Origin of the sequence: Pedobacter psychrodurus (assembly GCF_004331735.1) — a bacterium.
Classification (GTDB): domain Bacteria; phylum Bacteroidota; class Bacteroidia; order Sphingobacteriales; family Sphingobacteriaceae; genus Pedobacter; species Pedobacter psychrodurus.
Genome location: NZ_SJSO01000015.1, coordinates 117,490 through 135,377 on the forward strand (window position 1 = coordinate 117,490; position 17,888 = coordinate 135,377).

Below are 17,888 nucleotides of genomic sequence, written 5' to 3' on the forward strand. Positions count from 1 at the left end.
GGAATTACAATTATGATACCGCCTGTCTCCATATTGGTTTATCAAGGTTTAATTTAACCGAAGGTGTTGGTTAAACCAAAAATCGTGTACCGAATGTACGCACTTAACCAGGTTCTCGTAACCATCAGGTTTGGTAAGGTACGCGTTGGCGCCAAATTCTATCGATGCTTTTACATCATCAGGATTATCAGATGTAGAAAACAAGATAACTGGTATCGTTTTGAGATAGGGAATATCACGTATAAATTTCAACAGATCTAATCCTGATAGACCCGGCAAATTCAAATCAAGCAAAATTAATTTAGGCTTGGTTTTACTTACCGCAAAATGTTGAAGTTTTTGTAATGCTACTGCTCCATCTTCAACTATAGTTAAACTAAGTGTATTCTTAACCTCTTGTACAGCACTTTGCATAAAAAATGCGTAGTCTACATCATCCTCAACATAAAATATATCTGGTGTTTTCATTTTATCTGTTTTTAAAAGCTACAAAAAAGGTTGATCCTACATTTAACTTACTTTCAAACCAAACCCTGCCGTTGTGTTTTTCTACAACCCTTTTTACAATTGCTAACCCCACTCCTGTTCCTTCTATGTCCTTAACATTATCCATACGCTTAAAAAGCTCAAAAACCCGGTCATAATAACGGTTGTCAATTCCTATCCCATTATCTTTAATCGCATAGATAATTTCTCCTCCATCTATATACCCAGAAACCTCAATTTTAGGACTATCCACCATGGCAGAATATTTTACCGCATTACCAATCAAGTTTGTAAAAACCTGTGCTATCATGGTTTTATCTCCTTTTATATCAGGTAGTTGCTCCAAAACTAATTCGGTTTGGTCTGCTTTAAAGGCCGACCACACTTCACTTCTTATTTCTTTTAACAATGATTCTATCTCAACTGTTTCAAAATTTATTTCAGAACGGCCAACTCTTGCTAAATTTAGGATCTCTTTAATTAAGAAATTCATTTTATCTGCGCCTGTTAAAATCCTACTTAACATTTTTCGGCCAGTTTCATCAATGCTCTTATTCTTAAGCATAAGCTCTGCATAAGTTTTTATCGAGGTTAATGGAGTTCTTAAATCGTGCGAAATGGTATAGCTAAAAGTATCTAATTCTTCGTAAGCGGCCCGCAGTTTTTCGTTAAGTAGTCTAATTTCGTTAGCCTTTTTATTGATATCAGTAATAATAATTTCACGTATCCTTAAAACTGAGGCGATTTCTTCCCCCATCCATTTTTCAGAAGTATTATTGACTACCTCCGACCAGATTTCGAAAGATTTACGGGGAGACAGGTTCAGCAAGCCATTTTCTGATGGAACTGAAGGTTTTTCAGGGTTTCCAGCCCAATTTACGGTAGTAATGATTTCGGGCTTAAACCAGATGATCATTTCGCCCATTTCTTTATTTAATATACATGAAAGAATTCCAGAGGCGATTGACTTGTATTTTTTAGCTGGAGAATGGATTTCAGACAATCGATGGGTATAATATATCGATTCATCATTGGTCGTTTTCAACCATTCAGAGAGTTCTCTTATTTCTTCTTCTGATGGCACATTTCCAATGGTTTTAAGTTCATTTTCGAAAATAATGGCCACTCCCGAGGCTTTGGTTGCATCTAAAATAGTTCTTTTGTGGGTGGTTATGGCTTCAACTAAATACTTATCGCGGTTTAAATGTTCTAAAAGAACATTGGCGGTACTTTTAAATTGCTCAATAACGGATGCATCTTCTTCTTCCTGGCGGTATTCTAATGCTGAGGAAAGAATCTGCCCGATTAACTTAGCGCCTTCTCTGGCTTTATAATCTATAAACTTAGGGCTATAGTTATGACAGGCAATTAAACCCCATAATTCGCCATGAGAAATTAGGGATATACTAAAGCTTGAATGCACACCCATATTTTTTAGGTATTGAATATGTATGGGCGATACCGCTCTTAAACTACCATTGGTTAAGTCAAGTGCTTCATTTTCTTTAAAAGTAAGAATTGGCGAATCGGCTATGTTTACATCTGCAATTAGCCTGGTTAAATTTAGTTTATAAAGCGCTCTAGCCTGTTTAGGGATATCTGATGCTGGGTAGTGTAATCCAAAAAAAGGCTCTAAATGCTCTTCCTTTTCTTCTGCGACAACTTCGCCATGACCATCCTCTAAAAATTTATAGATCATAATCCGATCGTAATTGATCAGTTTTTTTACTTCTTGCGCGGCACCTTTTAACAGGGCCGAAACACTTTTTCCCTGAAGCATAGATGAGGCGGATCGGCCTATCGAACTTTGAATATCGAATTGTAAGGTTACTGGCTCAAATTCTAATAACCAGTCGCTTATTGATGAAGAAATAATCAGATAAAAAGGAAGGCCATTAATTTCAACCGGATGGGGACTAATTGCATCAAAGCTTTTACGGATAATGCCTAGTTTAAGCAGGTCTTCGATATTAAACGCTAGATCTTGTTGTTTAATAAAATGATTTAAGACCGAAAGTTGTTTGTTTAATAAGCTTCTGGCTTGTTCCGCTAAAAAACCTCCTGCATTTTCACTAATGTAAGTGATAGATAGACTGTTCTTATCAGCTGCTACTAAAAAGCCATGTGATTGAATTTTACCAGGAATATGAATGGGCTCTTTATCGCAATTGCTTAGGTCTACAGAAAATTTAGTCATATGAATTTAATATTGCAGCGTATTTAATTTTACGAATTAACAAATATTAAGCCTATTTTTAGAATAGCTCTATTTTGGCAAATTCGGTTTTGAGATTTATTTTTTGTTATATATTTGCTTAAATTTTAAAAATCATCCCAACTTTGGCAAAGAAAAATATTCTGGTTATTGAAGATAACTATGCAATCCTAGATGTTATTACCCTTATTTTAGAAAGCGAAGCTTTTAATGTTGATGGACTAAACAAAGGTGCTGATTTTATTAACCATGTTCACAAACTCACGCCGGATGTGATTATCATGGATATTATGCTCCCAGATACTGATGGAAGGTTACTTTTAAAAGAACTTAAGGCTACCGCAACTACACAGCATATTCCTGTTTTAATGATTTCTGCCCGTTATAATGCCAGCAACTACGCATTAGATGGAATAGAAGCGGACGATTTTATGTCCAAGCCTTTTAACATCGACGAATTGATGGACAAGATTTATGCATTACTAAGAAAATAGATTTTTACTCAGCCATACCAGGTAATTTTATTCCGCCTAGTTTTAGGTTTTTCATCAGTACTTCCAAAAAAGAAAGTTTAGTATCCGTAAAACCATGTGCTTTAACCCAAACATTTAAACTTACTTTAAAGCCACTATCTTCTAAAGCAGACACACCAATCCTTCTCTCCGGTGTTTTTAAACAATCCTTAAATTCGTCGACTGTTTTATTGAAAATTTGTACAATCTGTTCATAATCGATACCATAACTAAATTTCATTTCAATATCCAACCTTCTGCTACCTTCTCTACTGATATTGATAATCACTTCGTTTGATAACTTGCCGTTTGGAATAACCACCGTTCTGTTATCGAATGTTTTAACAATGGTGTAGAAGATCTGTATAGACGTTACAGTTCCTTCCTGGCTTTGAGCTATAATATTATCGCCAACAACAAAAGGTTTGAGAAGCAAAATGAGTACACCACTAGCAAAATTCTGCAGCGTACCTGATAAAGCTAAACCTGCTGCTACGCCGATACCCCCAATTAATACCGTTAAAAAAGTAAGTTGAATTCCAATAATCTGCATTACCGTAAGTACCAATAAAATTCTTAAGGTAATTAGCATTAAACTATTTAGAAACGGCCGCAATGATGGATTTACACCTTTGCGATGCATTCCACCCTGCATCCATTTTCCCAATAATTTAATTAGCCATAGTCCTAAAATTAGCACCACTATACCTAAAATTACAGATGGCCCCTTATCAATTATCCAATCGTAGGCTTTATCATAAAAATGGTCGATATTACTGGCTTCAATCTTCATAAACTAGGAATTCTTATTATAATTATTACGGTTTTTTATGTTTAACGGGAGTATCTTTTGTTGTGTTTACTTTCTTCGCGTCTTTGGCTGATGTTATTTTATCATCAGCCCCTTTAGCTTTTGCATTTTTCGGTGCTGTAGCCTTGCTACTTTCTGCCGCTGTTTTAGAATTTTTCATGTTCTGTTCTTTAATAATTAATCTTCGGCGTTTAGCCAGGCTTTTGCTTCTTCTATTTCTTCTGGTTTAAAGCCTTTAGATTTACCTGGAGTAGCTACTGTGAAAATATCAGTAAACCACTCCACTCCTTTTTCGGCACTTACTACAGCAATTTTTTTCCATTTAGTAAAATTTTGTAAGCCGGCTTTAGCATCCTGTACCCACGCGCCAGCGGTAAAATTTTTTACATCAGTTTCTAAAACAAGTAGATACCTAATTTCCTCAAATCGCTCGGCTGTTCTTTTTAAACCGGTTAACAAAACGGTCTTTACATCATCACTCGTCACTTCTCCGGTAGCTCTTACACCAAAAATATGATCTGGTAGTCCCGTTATTTCTGTTAGCATAATTATTCGTTTATTTAAGAACACACTAATTCACTAAGATGTTTGCTAATTAAATAACTTCTGAAAAGTTGTAAGCAATGCAAACACTTATCTAACAGATTCTGTTATAGAAACAATATTTATAAAATAAAATAAATCCTATGAAAACTAATTGGTTAAAACTTGCTGCACTTGTTTGTACGGTGGCGGTTTGGCTTTCTGCTTGTACGGGTGGAACAAAAACTACTACTGTTACAGATTCGACCATAACCGACTCAACCTTAGCGGCAGCATTAAAACCTGCCGGGCCAGCTCCCGAATGGGGAAAAACAATAAAGCCAGAAATGCAGGCTGTAATAGAAAAATTAAGTAGTTATGGAGATAAGCCTTTAGAGACTTTAAGTGCTACTGATGCACGTAAAAATCATACACCAACAGATGCGGTAATGGATTTGGTAAAACAAAACAATATCACCTTGCCAACTGCTAAGGTAGATACCCTAGGTAAAGATATTGATGTTGACGGAGGCAAAATCCATTTACGGATCTACACACCAAAATTAGGAAACGGGCCCTATCCACTAATTGTTTATTACCATGGTGGTGGTTTCGTTATTGCCAATTTAGATGTTTATCATGCATCTGCACAAGCTTTGGCTGAGCAGGTTGGTGCAATTGTGGTTTCTGTTGCTTACCGCCTGGCACCAGAATACAGGTTTCCTACTGCACATAACGATGCTTTTACGGGTTATGAGTGGGCAGTAAAAAATGCGGTATCCTTAAAGGCCGATCCAGCTAAGATTGCAGTTGTTGGTGAAAGTGCTGGCGGAAATTTAGCGGCTAACGTATCTATTATGGCCAGAGACAAACACATTATGCTTCCTGTGCACGAAGTTTTGATTTATCCCATTGCTCAGGCAGATATGAATACCGAATCTTATAAAATGTATGAAAAAGCAAAACCGCTAAACAAAGCAATGATGAGCTGGTTTACAGAAAAATATCTGACCACAGTGATTGAAGCGCAGGATCCTAAAATATCATTAATTAATGCCAATTTAAAAGGGCTTCCACCAACTACCATCATTACAGCCGAAATAGATCCTTTACACGATGATGGTATAATGCTGGCCGATAAACTTAAAGCTGCCGGCGTAAAGGTTGATCGTAAAAATTATGAAGGCGTAACACACGAATTTTTTGGTATGGCGATTATTGTTCCGGAAGCAAAAGCTGCACAGGCTTATGCAGCATCACAATTGAAAGCCGCATTTAAATAAGTATTTTTAACCACAGATGGACACAGATAAACACGGATTTTCATATCTGTGTGCATCCTTTATATCTGTGGTTAAATTATTTTTTGAATTTGCCCAACTACTACATTGCCTCAAGCCCAAACGTATTTCTGGTTATAGCACAGCCCTAAGCGCTTTAAGCTTAAAATTAAACCTAACTAAGCCCCTTTCTTCGAACCCAAACTTTGCATCAGTTGCTCATATAGATCATCGCTTGAAGCTTTTTGTGGCTTCATTTTTTTAACTGTTGCCCGTTTGCCTTTAGATTTTGCTTTGATAATCTTCAATAATTCACTACTGTAATCATCTTTAAAGGTACTCAAGTCGAATTTTGAACTATATTGTTTAATCAAAGCTAAACCCACATCCATTTCTTTTTTGGTGATGGTAATATCATCAACCTTATTAATTTCTGATAAGCTTCTGATTTCCTGTTCGAACCTAATTTTAGTAATCACAATTACATGTTCCATAGGATGGATTACACAAAGATTTTCTGTGTTCCTTAATACGAACCTGGCTACACCAGCCTTACCCGATTTCTCTAATGCCTTAAGCAATAATCCATAAGCTTTTTTACCCTGCTTTTCAGGTTCGGAATAATAAGAAGTTTCGTAATAGATAGGATTAATGTCTCTTATATCAACAAAATTCTCTAATTCAATAATTTTAGTTTTTTCAGGTGCAGCCTCTTCAAAATCGTGCTTATCTAAAACAACGTACCTGTCTTTTAAAAAATAGCCTTTAACTATCTTCTCATAGGGTACCTCTTTATGTGTATTTTCATTCACTCTTAGAAATTTAATCTTTGTATGATCACGTTCATCGAGCATATCTAAATCAAGATTACTATTCTGGACTCCCGAAAACAACTTAATCGGGATATTTACCAAACCAAATCCAATCGAACCTTTCCATATTGATCTCATAGCTGCATATTTACTTACTAACAAGCACCTAAAACAGATTGTTTTGGGTTTATTAAGCCTAAATTGAGGAAATCACAAACTATTTAGATAATACAATGTTATTTAGGTATCAACCCTATTTGAAATACATATGAAAATCGCCTATATTTCAACCTATCCTCCTCGTGAATGCGGTTTAGCAACATTTAATCAGAATTTGGTTAATGCTTTAAGCTTAAATCCTGATTATAATTCACAGAAAAGTTTTGTTGTTGCCTTAAATGAATCGGATGATGTTAATGAACACGATTACCCAAACGAAGTAAAATTTGTCATCCGTCAACAAAATCAAAAAGATTATATTGATGCTGCAGATTTTATCAACAACAGTGATGTAGATAGTTGTATCATTGAGCATGAATTTGGCATATATGGTGGCAACAGCGGCGTGTTCTTATTGTCTTTAATTAATAGATTAAAAAAACCATTCATTACCATTTTGCATACGGTTTTAAAAGAACCGAATTTCATGCAGCAGACCATTATTAAAGAACTTGCAGTTAAATCATCCAAAATAGTGGTGATGAGTAAAAAAGCAGTCTTATTTTTGACCAGTATTTACCAAATTCCTAAGGCTTCAATCAAATTAATAGAGCATGGTGTTCCAGATCTAGAGCCTATATACAATAACGAAATTGCACAAAGTGAACTTTTTACAGATCGAAAGGTGCTCTTTACTTTTGGTTTAATTAGTAGAAATAAAGGTTTAGAAACGGTGATTAAAGCTTTACCTAAAATCGTAGCACAACATCCTGATGTTTTATATGTGATTTTGGGCAATACTCATCCTGGCGTGGTAAAACATAATGGTGAAGAATATCGTGATAGTTTAAAAGCATTGGCGAAAGATTTAGGCGTTGAAAATAATATTGCTTTCGTTAATAAGTTTGTATCTGAAGAAGAATTGCATCAATATTTAACAGCTTGTTATTTATACATTACACCTTATTTAAATGAAGCACAAATTACCAGTGGTACCTTGTCTTATGCGGTTGGTGCTGGTGCAGCAGTAGTTTCTACCCCATATTGGCATGCGCAGGAACTTTTGGCCGATAACAGAGGTCGGCTTTTTGATTTCAAAAATGACGCGCAACTGGCAACCATTGTAAATGAACTTTTAAGTGATAACGATAAATACCAAAAACTGAAGCAGAATGCTTACGAATATGGATTAAACCTTCGCTGGCCAGCAATTGGAAGTGTTTATCTTAACGTATTGAATGAAGCTTTGGCTGAAGGAAAAAAAACAGTAAGAGTTACGCCTCCCATTATTGATGTTGAAGGTATGCCCGTACTTAACTTAAACCATATTTCATTGTTGACAGATGATACCGGAATCATTCAGCATGCCCGTTTTGGTATTCCAAATTTGAAGGAAGGCTATTGTATTGATGATAATGCCAGAGCTTTAATTATGGCGTTAATGGCTATCGAGCAGGATAAAAATCCTAAAGCTTTAAAGTTCATGCCTGTATATCTCAGCTTTATTCAATATATGCAAACGGATGATGGAAATTTTAGGAATTTCCTGAGTTTTAACCGCAATTATTTGGATGAAATAGGCTCAGAAGATTCTTTTGGCCGTACCATCTGGTCATTGGGCTATTTAGTTTGCAGTGCACCCAACAATTCTTACCGTGAATTTGGCAGGGAATTATTTTCACATTCTATTCCACATTTTAAAGAATTAAAATATCTCCGTGGAAAAGCAAATACCATTATTGGTCTATCCTATTACCTGTGTGCCCATCCTGGTGATGAGTTAATTACAAAAGAAATCAATATGCTAGCCAATTCATTAATGGCATCATATAAAGACAATAAGGATGGCGATTGGCATTGGTTTGAAGATATTCTTACTTACGATAATGCAATACTTCCTTTGGCTTTGCTTCATCATTACGAAGTTACCGGGAATACGACATCCTATAAAATTGCCATGGAAAGTATTGAATTTTTAAATAGCTTTTCTTTCGAAAATGGATATCTAAATCCTGTTGGCAATGCAGGATGGATGAAAAAACATGGTAAAAATCCTGTATATGACCAACAGGCTATAGAAACGATGGCAATGGTTTTACTCTATGCTAAAACCTTCGAGGTGACTAAAGATGATAAATATTTAAATTTAATGCATACCAGCTATGAGTGGTTTTTAGGGAAAAATAGCTTGCATATTCCTTTGTACGATTTTGAAACACATGGCTGTGCGGATGGACTACAGTTTAACAGTGTGAATAGGAATCAAGGTGCGGAGAGTACCTTGGCCTATTTCATCTCCCATTTGGCCATATTAAAGGCCGCAGAAGCGGAATATGAAACGCTATCTTCTCCCTTAGTGGAAGTTGATAAATGTAACTAGAAGTTAAATTGTCTTGGAAATATAAAAGGCTGGTTCAGAAATGAACCAGCCTTTTTTTATTGATCATCATTGCGAGAAGGAACGACGAAGCAATCTTATTTTTACGATTAATCTATAAAATGAGATTGCTTCTTGCTTCGGAATATAATTTCAAGAAAACAAGGCTATTATAAATATAGAGTTGTCATCCTGAGGGATAATTTTTTGCATAAAAATCAATATAAATGACAGGAGAATTTAAGAGAAATAATATCGTCATTTCGACTGAAGCTTACCGATTTTTCATCGGTAGCGTAATGGAGAAATCTTTAAACATATAGGTAACATAGTTCAAAGATCTCTCCACTTCGCTTTGCTTCGGTCTAGATGACGATTTTTCTACTGGGGGTCTGTCAATGGTAGCTTGTTGAAGGATCTGTTTAATGGCTCCCAAAGCGTTTCGACAAGCTCTCCGTAGGAGTCCTTTGGACAACGTGACAACTTCGAATGGAACCACAATTTATGACACAGCCTCATGAAAGCTCTATTTTAATTATTATCCAGCAATTTAGCCAACAACAATTCCAGGTTTACACTAGCAAACGAAGAACTGTAATCAGATAAACCATAAGGAATAATTAATTCCCCATTACTGATAATCGATCCGCAGGAGTATACCACATTTGGAACATAGCCCTCACGTTCATCATTATTAGGAATAATCAATGGTTCTTTCAAATGACCGATTTCTTTGCTTGGATCATCAAGATCCAGCAGGCTTACGCCAATACAATACCTGCGCATGGGACCTACGCCGTGTGTAATTACAATCCATCCTTTATCGGTTTCAATTGGAGATCCGCAATTGCCAATTTGTACCAATTCCCAATCATAACGCGGTTGTTTTAAAAGGATTGGATTTTCCCAAACATTAACTTTGTCAGAAAACATCAGGTAATTGTTCCAGCCGTCTATCCTACTCATCATGACGTACTTGCCTTTTATTTTTCGTGGAAATAATGCCAGATTTTTATTTTGCGCACCATCGCCATATAGTGGAATTACCTTAAACTCATAGAAATCTTCGGTTTGTACTAGTTTGGGAATAATTAAGGAACCGTCGAAAGCAGTATATGTAGCGTAGTAAAGTACTTTGCCATCATCTTTAATAAACTTAACAAAACGTGCGTCTTCAATCCCTTTACGCTCAAATTCTGAAATCGGAAAAATTACACGATCAGAAATATCGGTATCTTTAGAAAAGGTTATGGTATGGTAAGTGTCTGATAACCACAGTATTTTATCGTATTCGATTAAACGGGAAGGATTATCTTTGTGTATACTTTTAGAATCTTTAATAATATTACTCAAACTGGTATATTCAAATTTATCATCCAGTTTTGATTCAATTTCTTCTAGTACAGAGGGATCAATCTGTGCGTAAGCTGCTTTCTTTAGGAATAATTTCTTCACGTAAATGGCATTTTTTACCACTTCCGCTTCATCAACATAATTTCCAACTGGCAAAACCTGAATATTATTGTTTTTATCAATTAAAGCACGACGGAAAACAATAGAAGAAATGTGGCCTTCGCCAACTGCCCTAAAACTGATGATTACCCGTTTTTCGCCTTCTACCAGGTCGGTCTGATCTGGGTCGTCTACAATACTCGGATTGAAAAAGGCAGCAGATTCAATAGAGTATTCGTGAGTAAAATATGCGCCAATAAGCAGCCTGGTATATTCATTCAAATCCTCTATTTCAGTACCAAGCGTAATAAACTGCTTTTTTAATTTTTTGCAATGGCGGGTTAAAATTTTAGTAATATTTCGATGCCTTTTCGAATATTCCTGTAATATGGGCGATATCAGCGAAAAAACTTTTTCATCTGAAAACTCTAAAACCTTCCTGATTACTTCTAATGCCCTCTCCTCTCCGTTAAAAAAAAAACGTGCAATAACTCTTTTAGTATCTGGGTTAACCTTAACAGGTTTACGTTCTATGTATAATCTCATTATTTAAGCTATTTTGATTGTAATTTAAGGCTTTCCGCCCTGTGTCTTCCGACTTTATATTAACGAAATTTACGACTTAATTGTTTATATTATCTACAGTATTTGCGCATAATTTTTACCTTTAGTTATTCACCCTTTTAAGAGAATGAAACCTTAAATGCATTACGAAAAAGCAGATCACATGATTCCACCAGATGAAACCTTGCGTTTAGGGAAATTGAGATACTATGAGATTTTAAATACACCTGCAGAAAGTGCTTTTGATCAGATTGCACAATTAGCTGCTGAGATATTCGATGTACCGAATGCAGGCATCAGTTTTCAGACAGATGGAGACATGTTTATGAAATCTCAAGTGGGATCATCAATCGAGTTACCCTTAAAAAATGATGCATTTACTTTTTTTGCTTCCACTTCAATCAAGTCACCTGAAGGTTATGAACTTGGTCTGATTTACGTTGCAGCTATCAAATTTAAAGAGGCTACGCTACAGCAACTTAAAATGTTAGGGCTATTAGCAGATATGGTAACGGAGAAACTTGAATCCAGAATTTCGATCAGAAGAACTTTCAGGGCTTATGATGATCGTTTACATGTGCTTGTTCACGACCTTAAAAATCCCATGACTACAATTTCTTTACAATCTGAACTATTGGGACGGATTCCTGGCGTTGATGAAAGGGCAAGCTTAATTGCGGATAAGATCAATACGCAATCTAAAAAGATAATTGAAAATCTGAACGGCCTGTTGATTTCTGCCCGTAAGGAAGCCCATTCATTTAAGCCCAAAAAAGCAAAAGTTGACCTGAAAGAAGTGCTCGAAGATGTAACGCTTAATTTAGATTTAGCGCTTAAACAGAAAAACCAAACCGTTTTGATCGATATTGAAGCTCCGCTAGAAATTTTTGCTGATGCTGACAAACTTAAGGTCATTTTTAGCCAATTACTTGACAATGCCATTAAATTTTCTCCAAAAGGAAGGGAAATTAAAATATCACATCAAACCGAAGAAAATGAAGTAACTATTCTGGTAAAAGATAACGGCGTGGGTTTGACAGAAGAAGATCTTGATAAAATTTTCTTAAAATTCGCTACATTAACTGCTGTAACTACACAGCATGAGAATAACTATGGTTTGGGGCTAATCACCGTAAATGCATTAGTGGACATACATAAGGGAAAGTTATGGGTAGAAAGCGATGGAAAAGATTTGGGTACAACATTTTACGTTGCATTACCCATTAAATAAGTCTAAATCCAATAATTCGCTGAGTTTCATTTCCTCGAGCAAAATTCTTTCTGGAATAGCATTTCTATGGTATGACCATTTTATTAGTCTTATAAAGCCATTATCGATTTCGATACCAGTCATATCGCCATCACTAAAACAACAACAACCACTATTAAAGTAGCCTGGTTTATATTTGCCAAAGTTTGGCTCTTTTTCTCCTTCTTTTATCAGTTTACGAAGCTCTGCATTTAAAAGAGTAAGATCATCAGTATTGTTTTCTTTTTTGGCTTTATTCAGTTTTATATAAATCCTTTCCAGATGTGTTAATGATGCGAAAACTGGTTGGTGTGTATGTCCGGTAATTAAAGCTATGTTCTTTTTTGTAGCTACCCAATTGTACATTAGTGCATTATGCGCTGTCTTTAGCTGATTGCTGTATGCTGGTGTATTCGGGTTAATTTGAAGGTACGATTGCAGTGGTGCCCAAACTGTACTCACAAACCATTTGCTAAACCAGTTTCCATCGCTCTGTAAATCGCCCTGATGGCCGTGGGTTAAGAAAATATCAAGTTTACTTCCACCCACAGGCATTCTTAAGATTGCCCCTTCATAAATGCGGATTTTAGTTCCGTATATTCTATTGAGGTTAAATCCCGCTAATGGATCATTATCCCAATATAAATCGTGGTTACCAAATATCTTTGTGAAATGGTTTTTTGAAATAAAAGCTTTTTCTGCTTCGAAAGTATCCTTATTGTGTTTAATTACAGATTCTAGCAAATTCTCCCAAAGTTCCTCGCTATCGCCCAAATTTATATAATGGAAATCTTGCTGATTGTAATATTCGAGTGCCTTTAGGTAATTCTTTTCAGCTAAAGTAAAATCATCGGCATAATCGCGGGCGCCTTTATGCTGATCTGATAAAATGATAAATTTATCAGTATCGGCAACATCAAAAATAAGTCCGCGTTTGCCAGGTGTTGCATTGATGGTTTTGTAAAGTTTATTTAAAGCAGCATGGATGCGTTTACGGTTGGGCCTTGAACCAAACTTATTCGACATGCGAATAATCCAGGCACTAAATAAACGTTGTAAGAATTTTCGCATGTATAAAATGAGCCTTCGCTAGTATTATTGTTTCTCAAAATAACAAAAAATATCGTGAATCGTTTGTTTCATCGTAACTGTCATTCTGAATGCAATGAAGAATCTCTAGCCTATAAAACATAGAACCCCAAACCTTTTCAGGAATGATCTTCATTACTTAGGATAAGAAGTTAAGTGAATTAAGCCCTGCCTCCTATATTTCGGTGATAAAATGCTATTACAGATTTAACTGAATAATACCCTAATCTGCAACTCGACTTCTTTAAAGATTCTTCATTACATTCAGAATGACAATTAGAAGCTTTTGCTTTTCTGTAAGTATTTTACTAAATTTGTTAGTATTGAAAAGATCAGGAAGCGCAGATTTACCCCTCCATTACGGCCATGTACCACCATGGCTGGCGCAGCGTATGGCTACACTTGGCTTGGCTATAACGGAAGCGATATTATTAGAATATGGTAAAGCAGAAGTAATACGCCGATTAAGTAGTCCTTTTTGGTTTCAGAGTTTAGGTGCTGTAATGGGTATGGATTGGCATTCTTCAGGAATTACCACCTCAGTAATGGGCGCTTTGAAGAAATCGATTAATCCCTTATCAAAAGAGTTGGGCATTTACATTTGTGGCGGCAAAGGAAAACACAGCAGAGAAACTCCAAATGAACTTTTAAAAATTGCCGATAAAACAGGGCTAAATGGAACAGCGCTGGTTCGCGCCAGTAAACTCAGCGCAAAAGTAGATAACACGGCCGTTCAAGATGGTTTTCAATTGTATCTTCATAGTTTTATTTTAAGCAACGAAGGCGATTGGGCAGTGGTACAACAAGGTATGAGCGATAGCAGCTCGACAGCAAGAAGATACCACTGGCATTCTGAGAATTTAAAATCTTTTGTCGAAGAACCTCATGCGGGTATCTGTGGCATTAATCAAGGCAAGATCTTAAACCTAACGGCTAATGATGCTGATAAAACAAGGCAGAGCATTATGGGCATTACAACCGAATCGCCAACGCGGATGCTTAGTGAAATACAAAGATTGGTCCTGCCCAATCACCATGAGGTAAAATCAAAAGATGTAGATCTAAAACGTTTAGGAAGTATTTTGTGGCTGGCACAGGAAAAGCAACCGAGTAATTTTGAGGAATTATTATTACTCGAAGGTATGGGCCCAAGAACGTTACAATCGATGGCTTTAGTGAGTGAGGTAATTTATGGTACACCTTCCCGATTTACTGATCCTGCCCGTTATTCTTTTGCACATGGTGGCAAGGATGGTCATCCCTTCCCTGTGCCGGTAAACGTTTATGATGAAACGATAAGTGTTTTGCAAAAAGCAATTGAAAAAGCGAAGATTGGAAATACGGATAAGCAGCAAGCGATAAAATCACTGCATCAAATTGCCCGTAATGCAGAAAAAGACTTTGTTCCAAATATGGATTTTGAAAAGGTGATTCAAAAAGAACGTGCTGAAAGCTGGAAATATGGCGGCAGAACTGTTTTTGGGAAAGAAAAGCCACCAAGAGATGAGCAATTGAAGTTGTTTTAAGTTGGATTTGTTTTACTTAACATTCCAAAGCTTGCGGATTGCAGAATGAAAAGATTCTCTGGCCAGCCATCCTATCCCTAATTATACTATGAAATCTACTTCTATTAATCCTTTTTCCGTCGTGTAATAATCAATTGCGGAAGAATAAACGTATTCTTCTGCATTTCTAACTGCTCCAGATCTGACTGGGTTTTCGTGTAAATAATTAAGTCTTTGATCCATCATTTCATTTGTAGAAAGTTCGACCGGATGATTTTCCTGCTGCCAAAACTGATAATCTTTGTTTCTTCTATTTTCTTCACCAGCTTTTTTAAATATCCAAAGCATCCAACTTCGTCTACTTTCGTGATTATTAGTTTTGATTGCTTTAATAACGTTACTTGAAGTAAACTTTTTAAAATCTCTCAATGCACCAGACAAATTATTATTTTCATCTACCGACAAAATCAAATGTAGATGATTGCTCATAATACACCAGGCATGAATTTTTAAACCTTTATTCTTTTGGCAATAATTTAAGCTTTCTACAATAATATCCGAATATTCCTTTCTGGTGAATACATCTACCCATTGTACTGTAGCAAATGTTATAAAATATATAGCTTGCTGATCTTTTATTTGATAACCATTTTCTCCCATATACCAATATAAGCTTTAAGATTAAGATATTTATAGCCTCTTAAATGATGCTACTGATTATATGCAGGATAAGAGTCTCTGAGTCAATCTTTAAGTTCAGCTATAAACTCGGTTTTATTCGCAGGGTTAGAGCTATCCGTAGAGTTCCAACGGGCTCTACGGATTAAAGAATGGATAAGAGTCTCTGACTCGTTTTTTATTGTTGAGTTATAAACTCGTTTTTATTCGCAGGTCCGTAGAGACGCTGCGCTTAACTCTACGGACAGAAATGATGCTACTGATTATATGCAGGATAAGAGTCTCTGAGTCAATCTTTAAGTTCAGCTATAAACTCGGTTTTATTCGCAGGGTTAGAGCTATCCGTAGAGTTCCAACGGGCTCTACGGATTAAAGAATGGATAAGAGTCTCTGACTCGTTTTTTAGTGTTGAGTTATAAACTCGGTTTTATTGACAGGTGTTAGAGCTATTCGTAGAGTTCCAACAGCTCTACGGATTAAAGAATGGATAAGAGTCTTTGACTCGTCTTTTATTGTTGAGTTATAAACTCGTTTTTATTCTCAGGTCCGTAGAGACGCTGCGCTTAAATCTACGGACAGAAATGGGATTGAACAGCATGACAGATACTGAAACAAATCCGATAGCTATCGGATCAGTATGACGATCGCATAAAAACAAAAAAGGTCGTGGTTTGCACCACGACCCAAAAAATATAGAATTTAAAACCTACTAAGCGTATGCAACAGCATCTTTCGATGCCAGTTTAGTTGTTCCCATTAAGTATTCGTCTACCTTACGGGCAGCTTCTCTACCTTCTGAAATGGCCCAAACTACTAATGATTGTCCACGGCGAACATCACCTGCGGCAAAAATCTTTGCAATATTGGTTTGGTAGGTGTGTTCAGATGCCTTTACGTTTCCGCGGTTATCTAATTCCACGCCTAATTTCTCAATTAAACCTTCTTTTTGAGGATGTAAGAAACCCATTGCTAAAAGTACCAGTTCGCATGGAAGATCTCTTTCGGTACCAGCCACTTCTTTAAAAGTAACCGGACGTCCATTTGCATCAATTTCCCATTCCACATCAACTACTTTTAATGCTTTAAGGTTTCCTTTTTCATCAGCAATAAAGTTTTTCGTATTTACCGACCAAGCCCTTTGTGCACCTTCCTCGTGAGAAGAAGTATTTTTTAGCAACATTGGGTAATTTGGCCAAGGCATATGTTCGTTACGTGCCTGTGGCGGCATCGGCATAATTTCGAACTGCATAACTGATTTCGCGCCGTGACGGTTTGAAGTACCAATACAGTCTGATCCGGTATCGCCACCACCAATTACGATTACATTTTTACCTGTAGCCATAATATCTTCCACTTCAACAGGTCTGCTCGCTACACGTTTATTTTGTTGTTTCAAGAAATCCATTGCAAAATGCACACCTTTAGCCGAACGGCCATCAATTGGTAAATCGCGTGGGATAGTTGAACCACCAGCCAATACAATCGCACTAAAATCGCGTAACAAAGTACCTATTTCAACATTCTCACCTACATTGGCATTACATTTAAAAATAATGCCTTCTTCTTTCATTAAATCGATACGGCGATCTACTACATTTTTCTGCAGTTTAAAATCAGGGATACCATACCTGAGTAAACCACCTGGAGCATCATCACGTTCGAAAACGGTAACTTCATGTCCAACTTTATTTAACTGAGCAGCAGCCGCTAAGCCTGCAGGACCTGAACCAATTACAGCAACTTTTTTACCGGTTCTGATTAATGGTGCTTTTGCTTTGATAAATCCTTTTTCGAAAGCAATTTCGATAATGTGTTTTTCAATTTCCTCGATAGAAACTGGCGGACGGTTGATGCCTAAAACACATGCTGATTCGCATGGTGCAGGGCAAATTCTACCTGTAAATTCAGGGAAATTATTGGTGCTTAATAAAATATTGGCAGCTAATTCCCATTTTCCCTGATAAACGGCATCGTTAAACTCTGGAATCACGTTACCTAAAGGGCAACCCGATTGACAGAAAGGAACGCCGCAATCCATACAACGGGCAGCCTGGTTATTTAATTCTTTGGAAGGCAATTCGTTTAAAAATTCCCCGTAGTGTTTTACACGTGTTGCAGCCTCTTCTTTAGTGGGCGCAACTCTATCGTATTCTTGAAATCCTGTTACTTTTCCCATG

At 36.5% G+C, this 17,888-nt stretch carries 15 protein-coding genes; 5 read left to right on the forward strand and 10 right to left on the reverse strand.

Annotated features, from left to right (window positions below; genetic code table 11):
* Nucleotides 1–48 precede the first annotated feature (48 nt).
* Both EZ456_RS17215 and EZ456_RS17220 read right to left on the reverse strand, forming a co-directional pair.
* Nucleotides 49–468, reverse strand: coding sequence for a response regulator (locus EZ456_RS17215; RefSeq protein WP_131532249.1), 420 nt, complete (start codon nt 466–468; stop codon nt 49–51).
* A gap of 1 nt (nt 469) precedes the next feature.
* Entirely contained in the window at nt 470–2,683 is a 2,214-nt protein-coding gene (locus tag EZ456_RS17220; protein ID WP_131532251.1) for an ATP-binding protein, read from the reverse strand.
* Between the two features lie 143 nt (nt 2,684–2,826).
* Between EZ456_RS17220 and EZ456_RS17225 the strand changes: the two genes are divergently transcribed.
* Nucleotides 2,827–3,195 (forward strand): response regulator transcription factor, encoded by a 369-nt coding sequence (locus EZ456_RS17225; protein WP_131532253.1) that lies wholly within the window; start codon nt 2,827–2,829, stop codon nt 3,193–3,195.
* 4 nt (nt 3,196–3,199) lie between these two features.
* Here the strand turns inward: EZ456_RS17225 and EZ456_RS17230 are convergent, their stop codons facing one another.
* Genes EZ456_RS17230 through EZ456_RS17235 form a run of 3 tightly spaced genes read right to left on the reverse strand, consistent with a single transcriptional unit; the run spans nt 3,200 to nt 4,570 of the window.
* Nucleotides 3,200–4,006, reverse strand: coding sequence for a mechanosensitive ion channel family protein (locus EZ456_RS17230; protein ID WP_131532255.1), 807 nt, complete (start codon nt 4,004–4,006; stop codon nt 3,200–3,202).
* A 25-nt stretch (nt 4,007–4,031) separates the two neighbouring features.
* Nucleotides 4,032–4,184 (reverse strand): hypothetical protein, encoded by a 153-nt coding sequence (locus tag EZ456_RS25140; protein WP_165501356.1) that lies wholly within the window; start codon nt 4,182–4,184, stop codon nt 4,032–4,034.
* 17 nt (nt 4,185–4,201) lie between these two features.
* A complete protein-coding gene (locus EZ456_RS17235; protein ID WP_131532257.1) occupies nt 4,202–4,570 on the reverse strand; it encodes a SpoIIAA family protein in 369 nt (122 codons plus the stop codon).
* 140 nt (nt 4,571–4,710) lie between these two features.
* Here EZ456_RS17235 and EZ456_RS17240 point away from each other — a divergent pair, with 140 nt between their 5' ends.
* Nucleotides 4,711–5,829: an alpha/beta hydrolase gene (locus EZ456_RS17240; protein WP_131532259.1), complete on the forward strand. Its 1,119-nt coding sequence runs from the start codon at nt 4,711–4,713 to the stop codon at nt 5,827–5,829.
* A 176-nt stretch (nt 5,830–6,005) separates the two neighbouring features.
* On the opposite strand, the gene ku is transcribed toward EZ456_RS17240, so the two are convergent.
* Nucleotides 6,006–6,776 carry a non-homologous end joining protein Ku gene (gene ku, locus EZ456_RS17245; RefSeq protein WP_131532260.1) on the reverse strand — a complete coding sequence of 257 codons (771 nt, stop codon included), beginning with the start codon at nt 6,774–6,776 and terminating at the stop codon, nt 6,006–6,008.
* 130 nt (nt 6,777–6,906) lie between these two features.
* Between ku and EZ456_RS17250 the strand changes: the two genes are divergently transcribed.
* Nucleotides 6,907–9,177 carry a glycosyltransferase family 4 protein gene (locus EZ456_RS17250; protein ID WP_131532261.1) on the forward strand — a complete coding sequence of 757 codons (2,271 nt, stop codon included), beginning with the start codon at nt 6,907–6,909 and terminating at the stop codon, nt 9,175–9,177.
* A gap of 528 nt (nt 9,178–9,705) precedes the next feature.
* Here the strand turns inward: EZ456_RS17250 and EZ456_RS17255 are convergent.
* On the reverse strand, nt 9,706–11,172 hold the full coding sequence (locus tag EZ456_RS17255) for a glycoside hydrolase family 130 protein (RefSeq protein ID WP_131532262.1): 1,467 nt from the start codon (nt 11,170–11,172) through the stop codon (nt 9,706–9,708).
* A 157-nt stretch (nt 11,173–11,329) separates the two neighbouring features.
* Here EZ456_RS17255 and EZ456_RS17260 point away from each other — a divergent pair, with 157 nt between their 5' ends.
* The gene (locus tag EZ456_RS17260) at nt 11,330–12,421 is read left to right on the forward strand and encodes a sensor histidine kinase (protein ID WP_131532263.1); all 1,092 of its coding nucleotides are present in this window, start codon (nt 11,330–11,332) and stop codon (nt 12,419–12,421) included.
* On the opposite strand, the gene EZ456_RS17265 is transcribed toward EZ456_RS17260, so the two are convergent.
* Entirely contained in the window at nt 12,407–13,510 is a 1,104-nt protein-coding gene (locus EZ456_RS17265) for a metallophosphoesterase (RefSeq protein ID WP_131532264.1), read from the reverse strand. The genes EZ456_RS17260 and EZ456_RS17265 overlap by 15 nt on opposite strands.
* 341 nt (nt 13,511–13,851) lie before the next feature.
* Here EZ456_RS17265 and EZ456_RS17270 point away from each other — a divergent pair, with 341 nt between their 5' ends.
* The gene (locus EZ456_RS17270) at nt 13,852–15,054 is read left to right on the forward strand and encodes a DUF763 domain-containing protein (RefSeq protein ID WP_131532266.1); all 1,203 of its coding nucleotides are present in this window, start codon (nt 13,852–13,854) and stop codon (nt 15,052–15,054) included.
* 81 nt (nt 15,055–15,135) lie between these two features.
* Here EZ456_RS17270 and EZ456_RS17275 read toward each other — a convergent pair whose 3' ends face one another.
* Together EZ456_RS17275 and EZ456_RS17280 are read right to left on the reverse strand one after the other, a co-directional pair.
* Entirely contained in the window at nt 15,136–15,693 is a 558-nt protein-coding gene (locus EZ456_RS17275; protein WP_131532268.1) for an REP-associated tyrosine transposase, read from the reverse strand.
* 727 nt (nt 15,694–16,420) lie between these two features.
* Nucleotides 16,421–17,887 carry a glutamate synthase subunit beta gene (locus tag EZ456_RS17280; protein WP_131532270.1) on the reverse strand — a complete coding sequence of 489 codons (1,467 nt, stop codon included), beginning with the start codon at nt 17,885–17,887 and terminating at the stop codon, nt 16,421–16,423.
* Nucleotide 17,888: the final 1 nt, after the last annotated feature.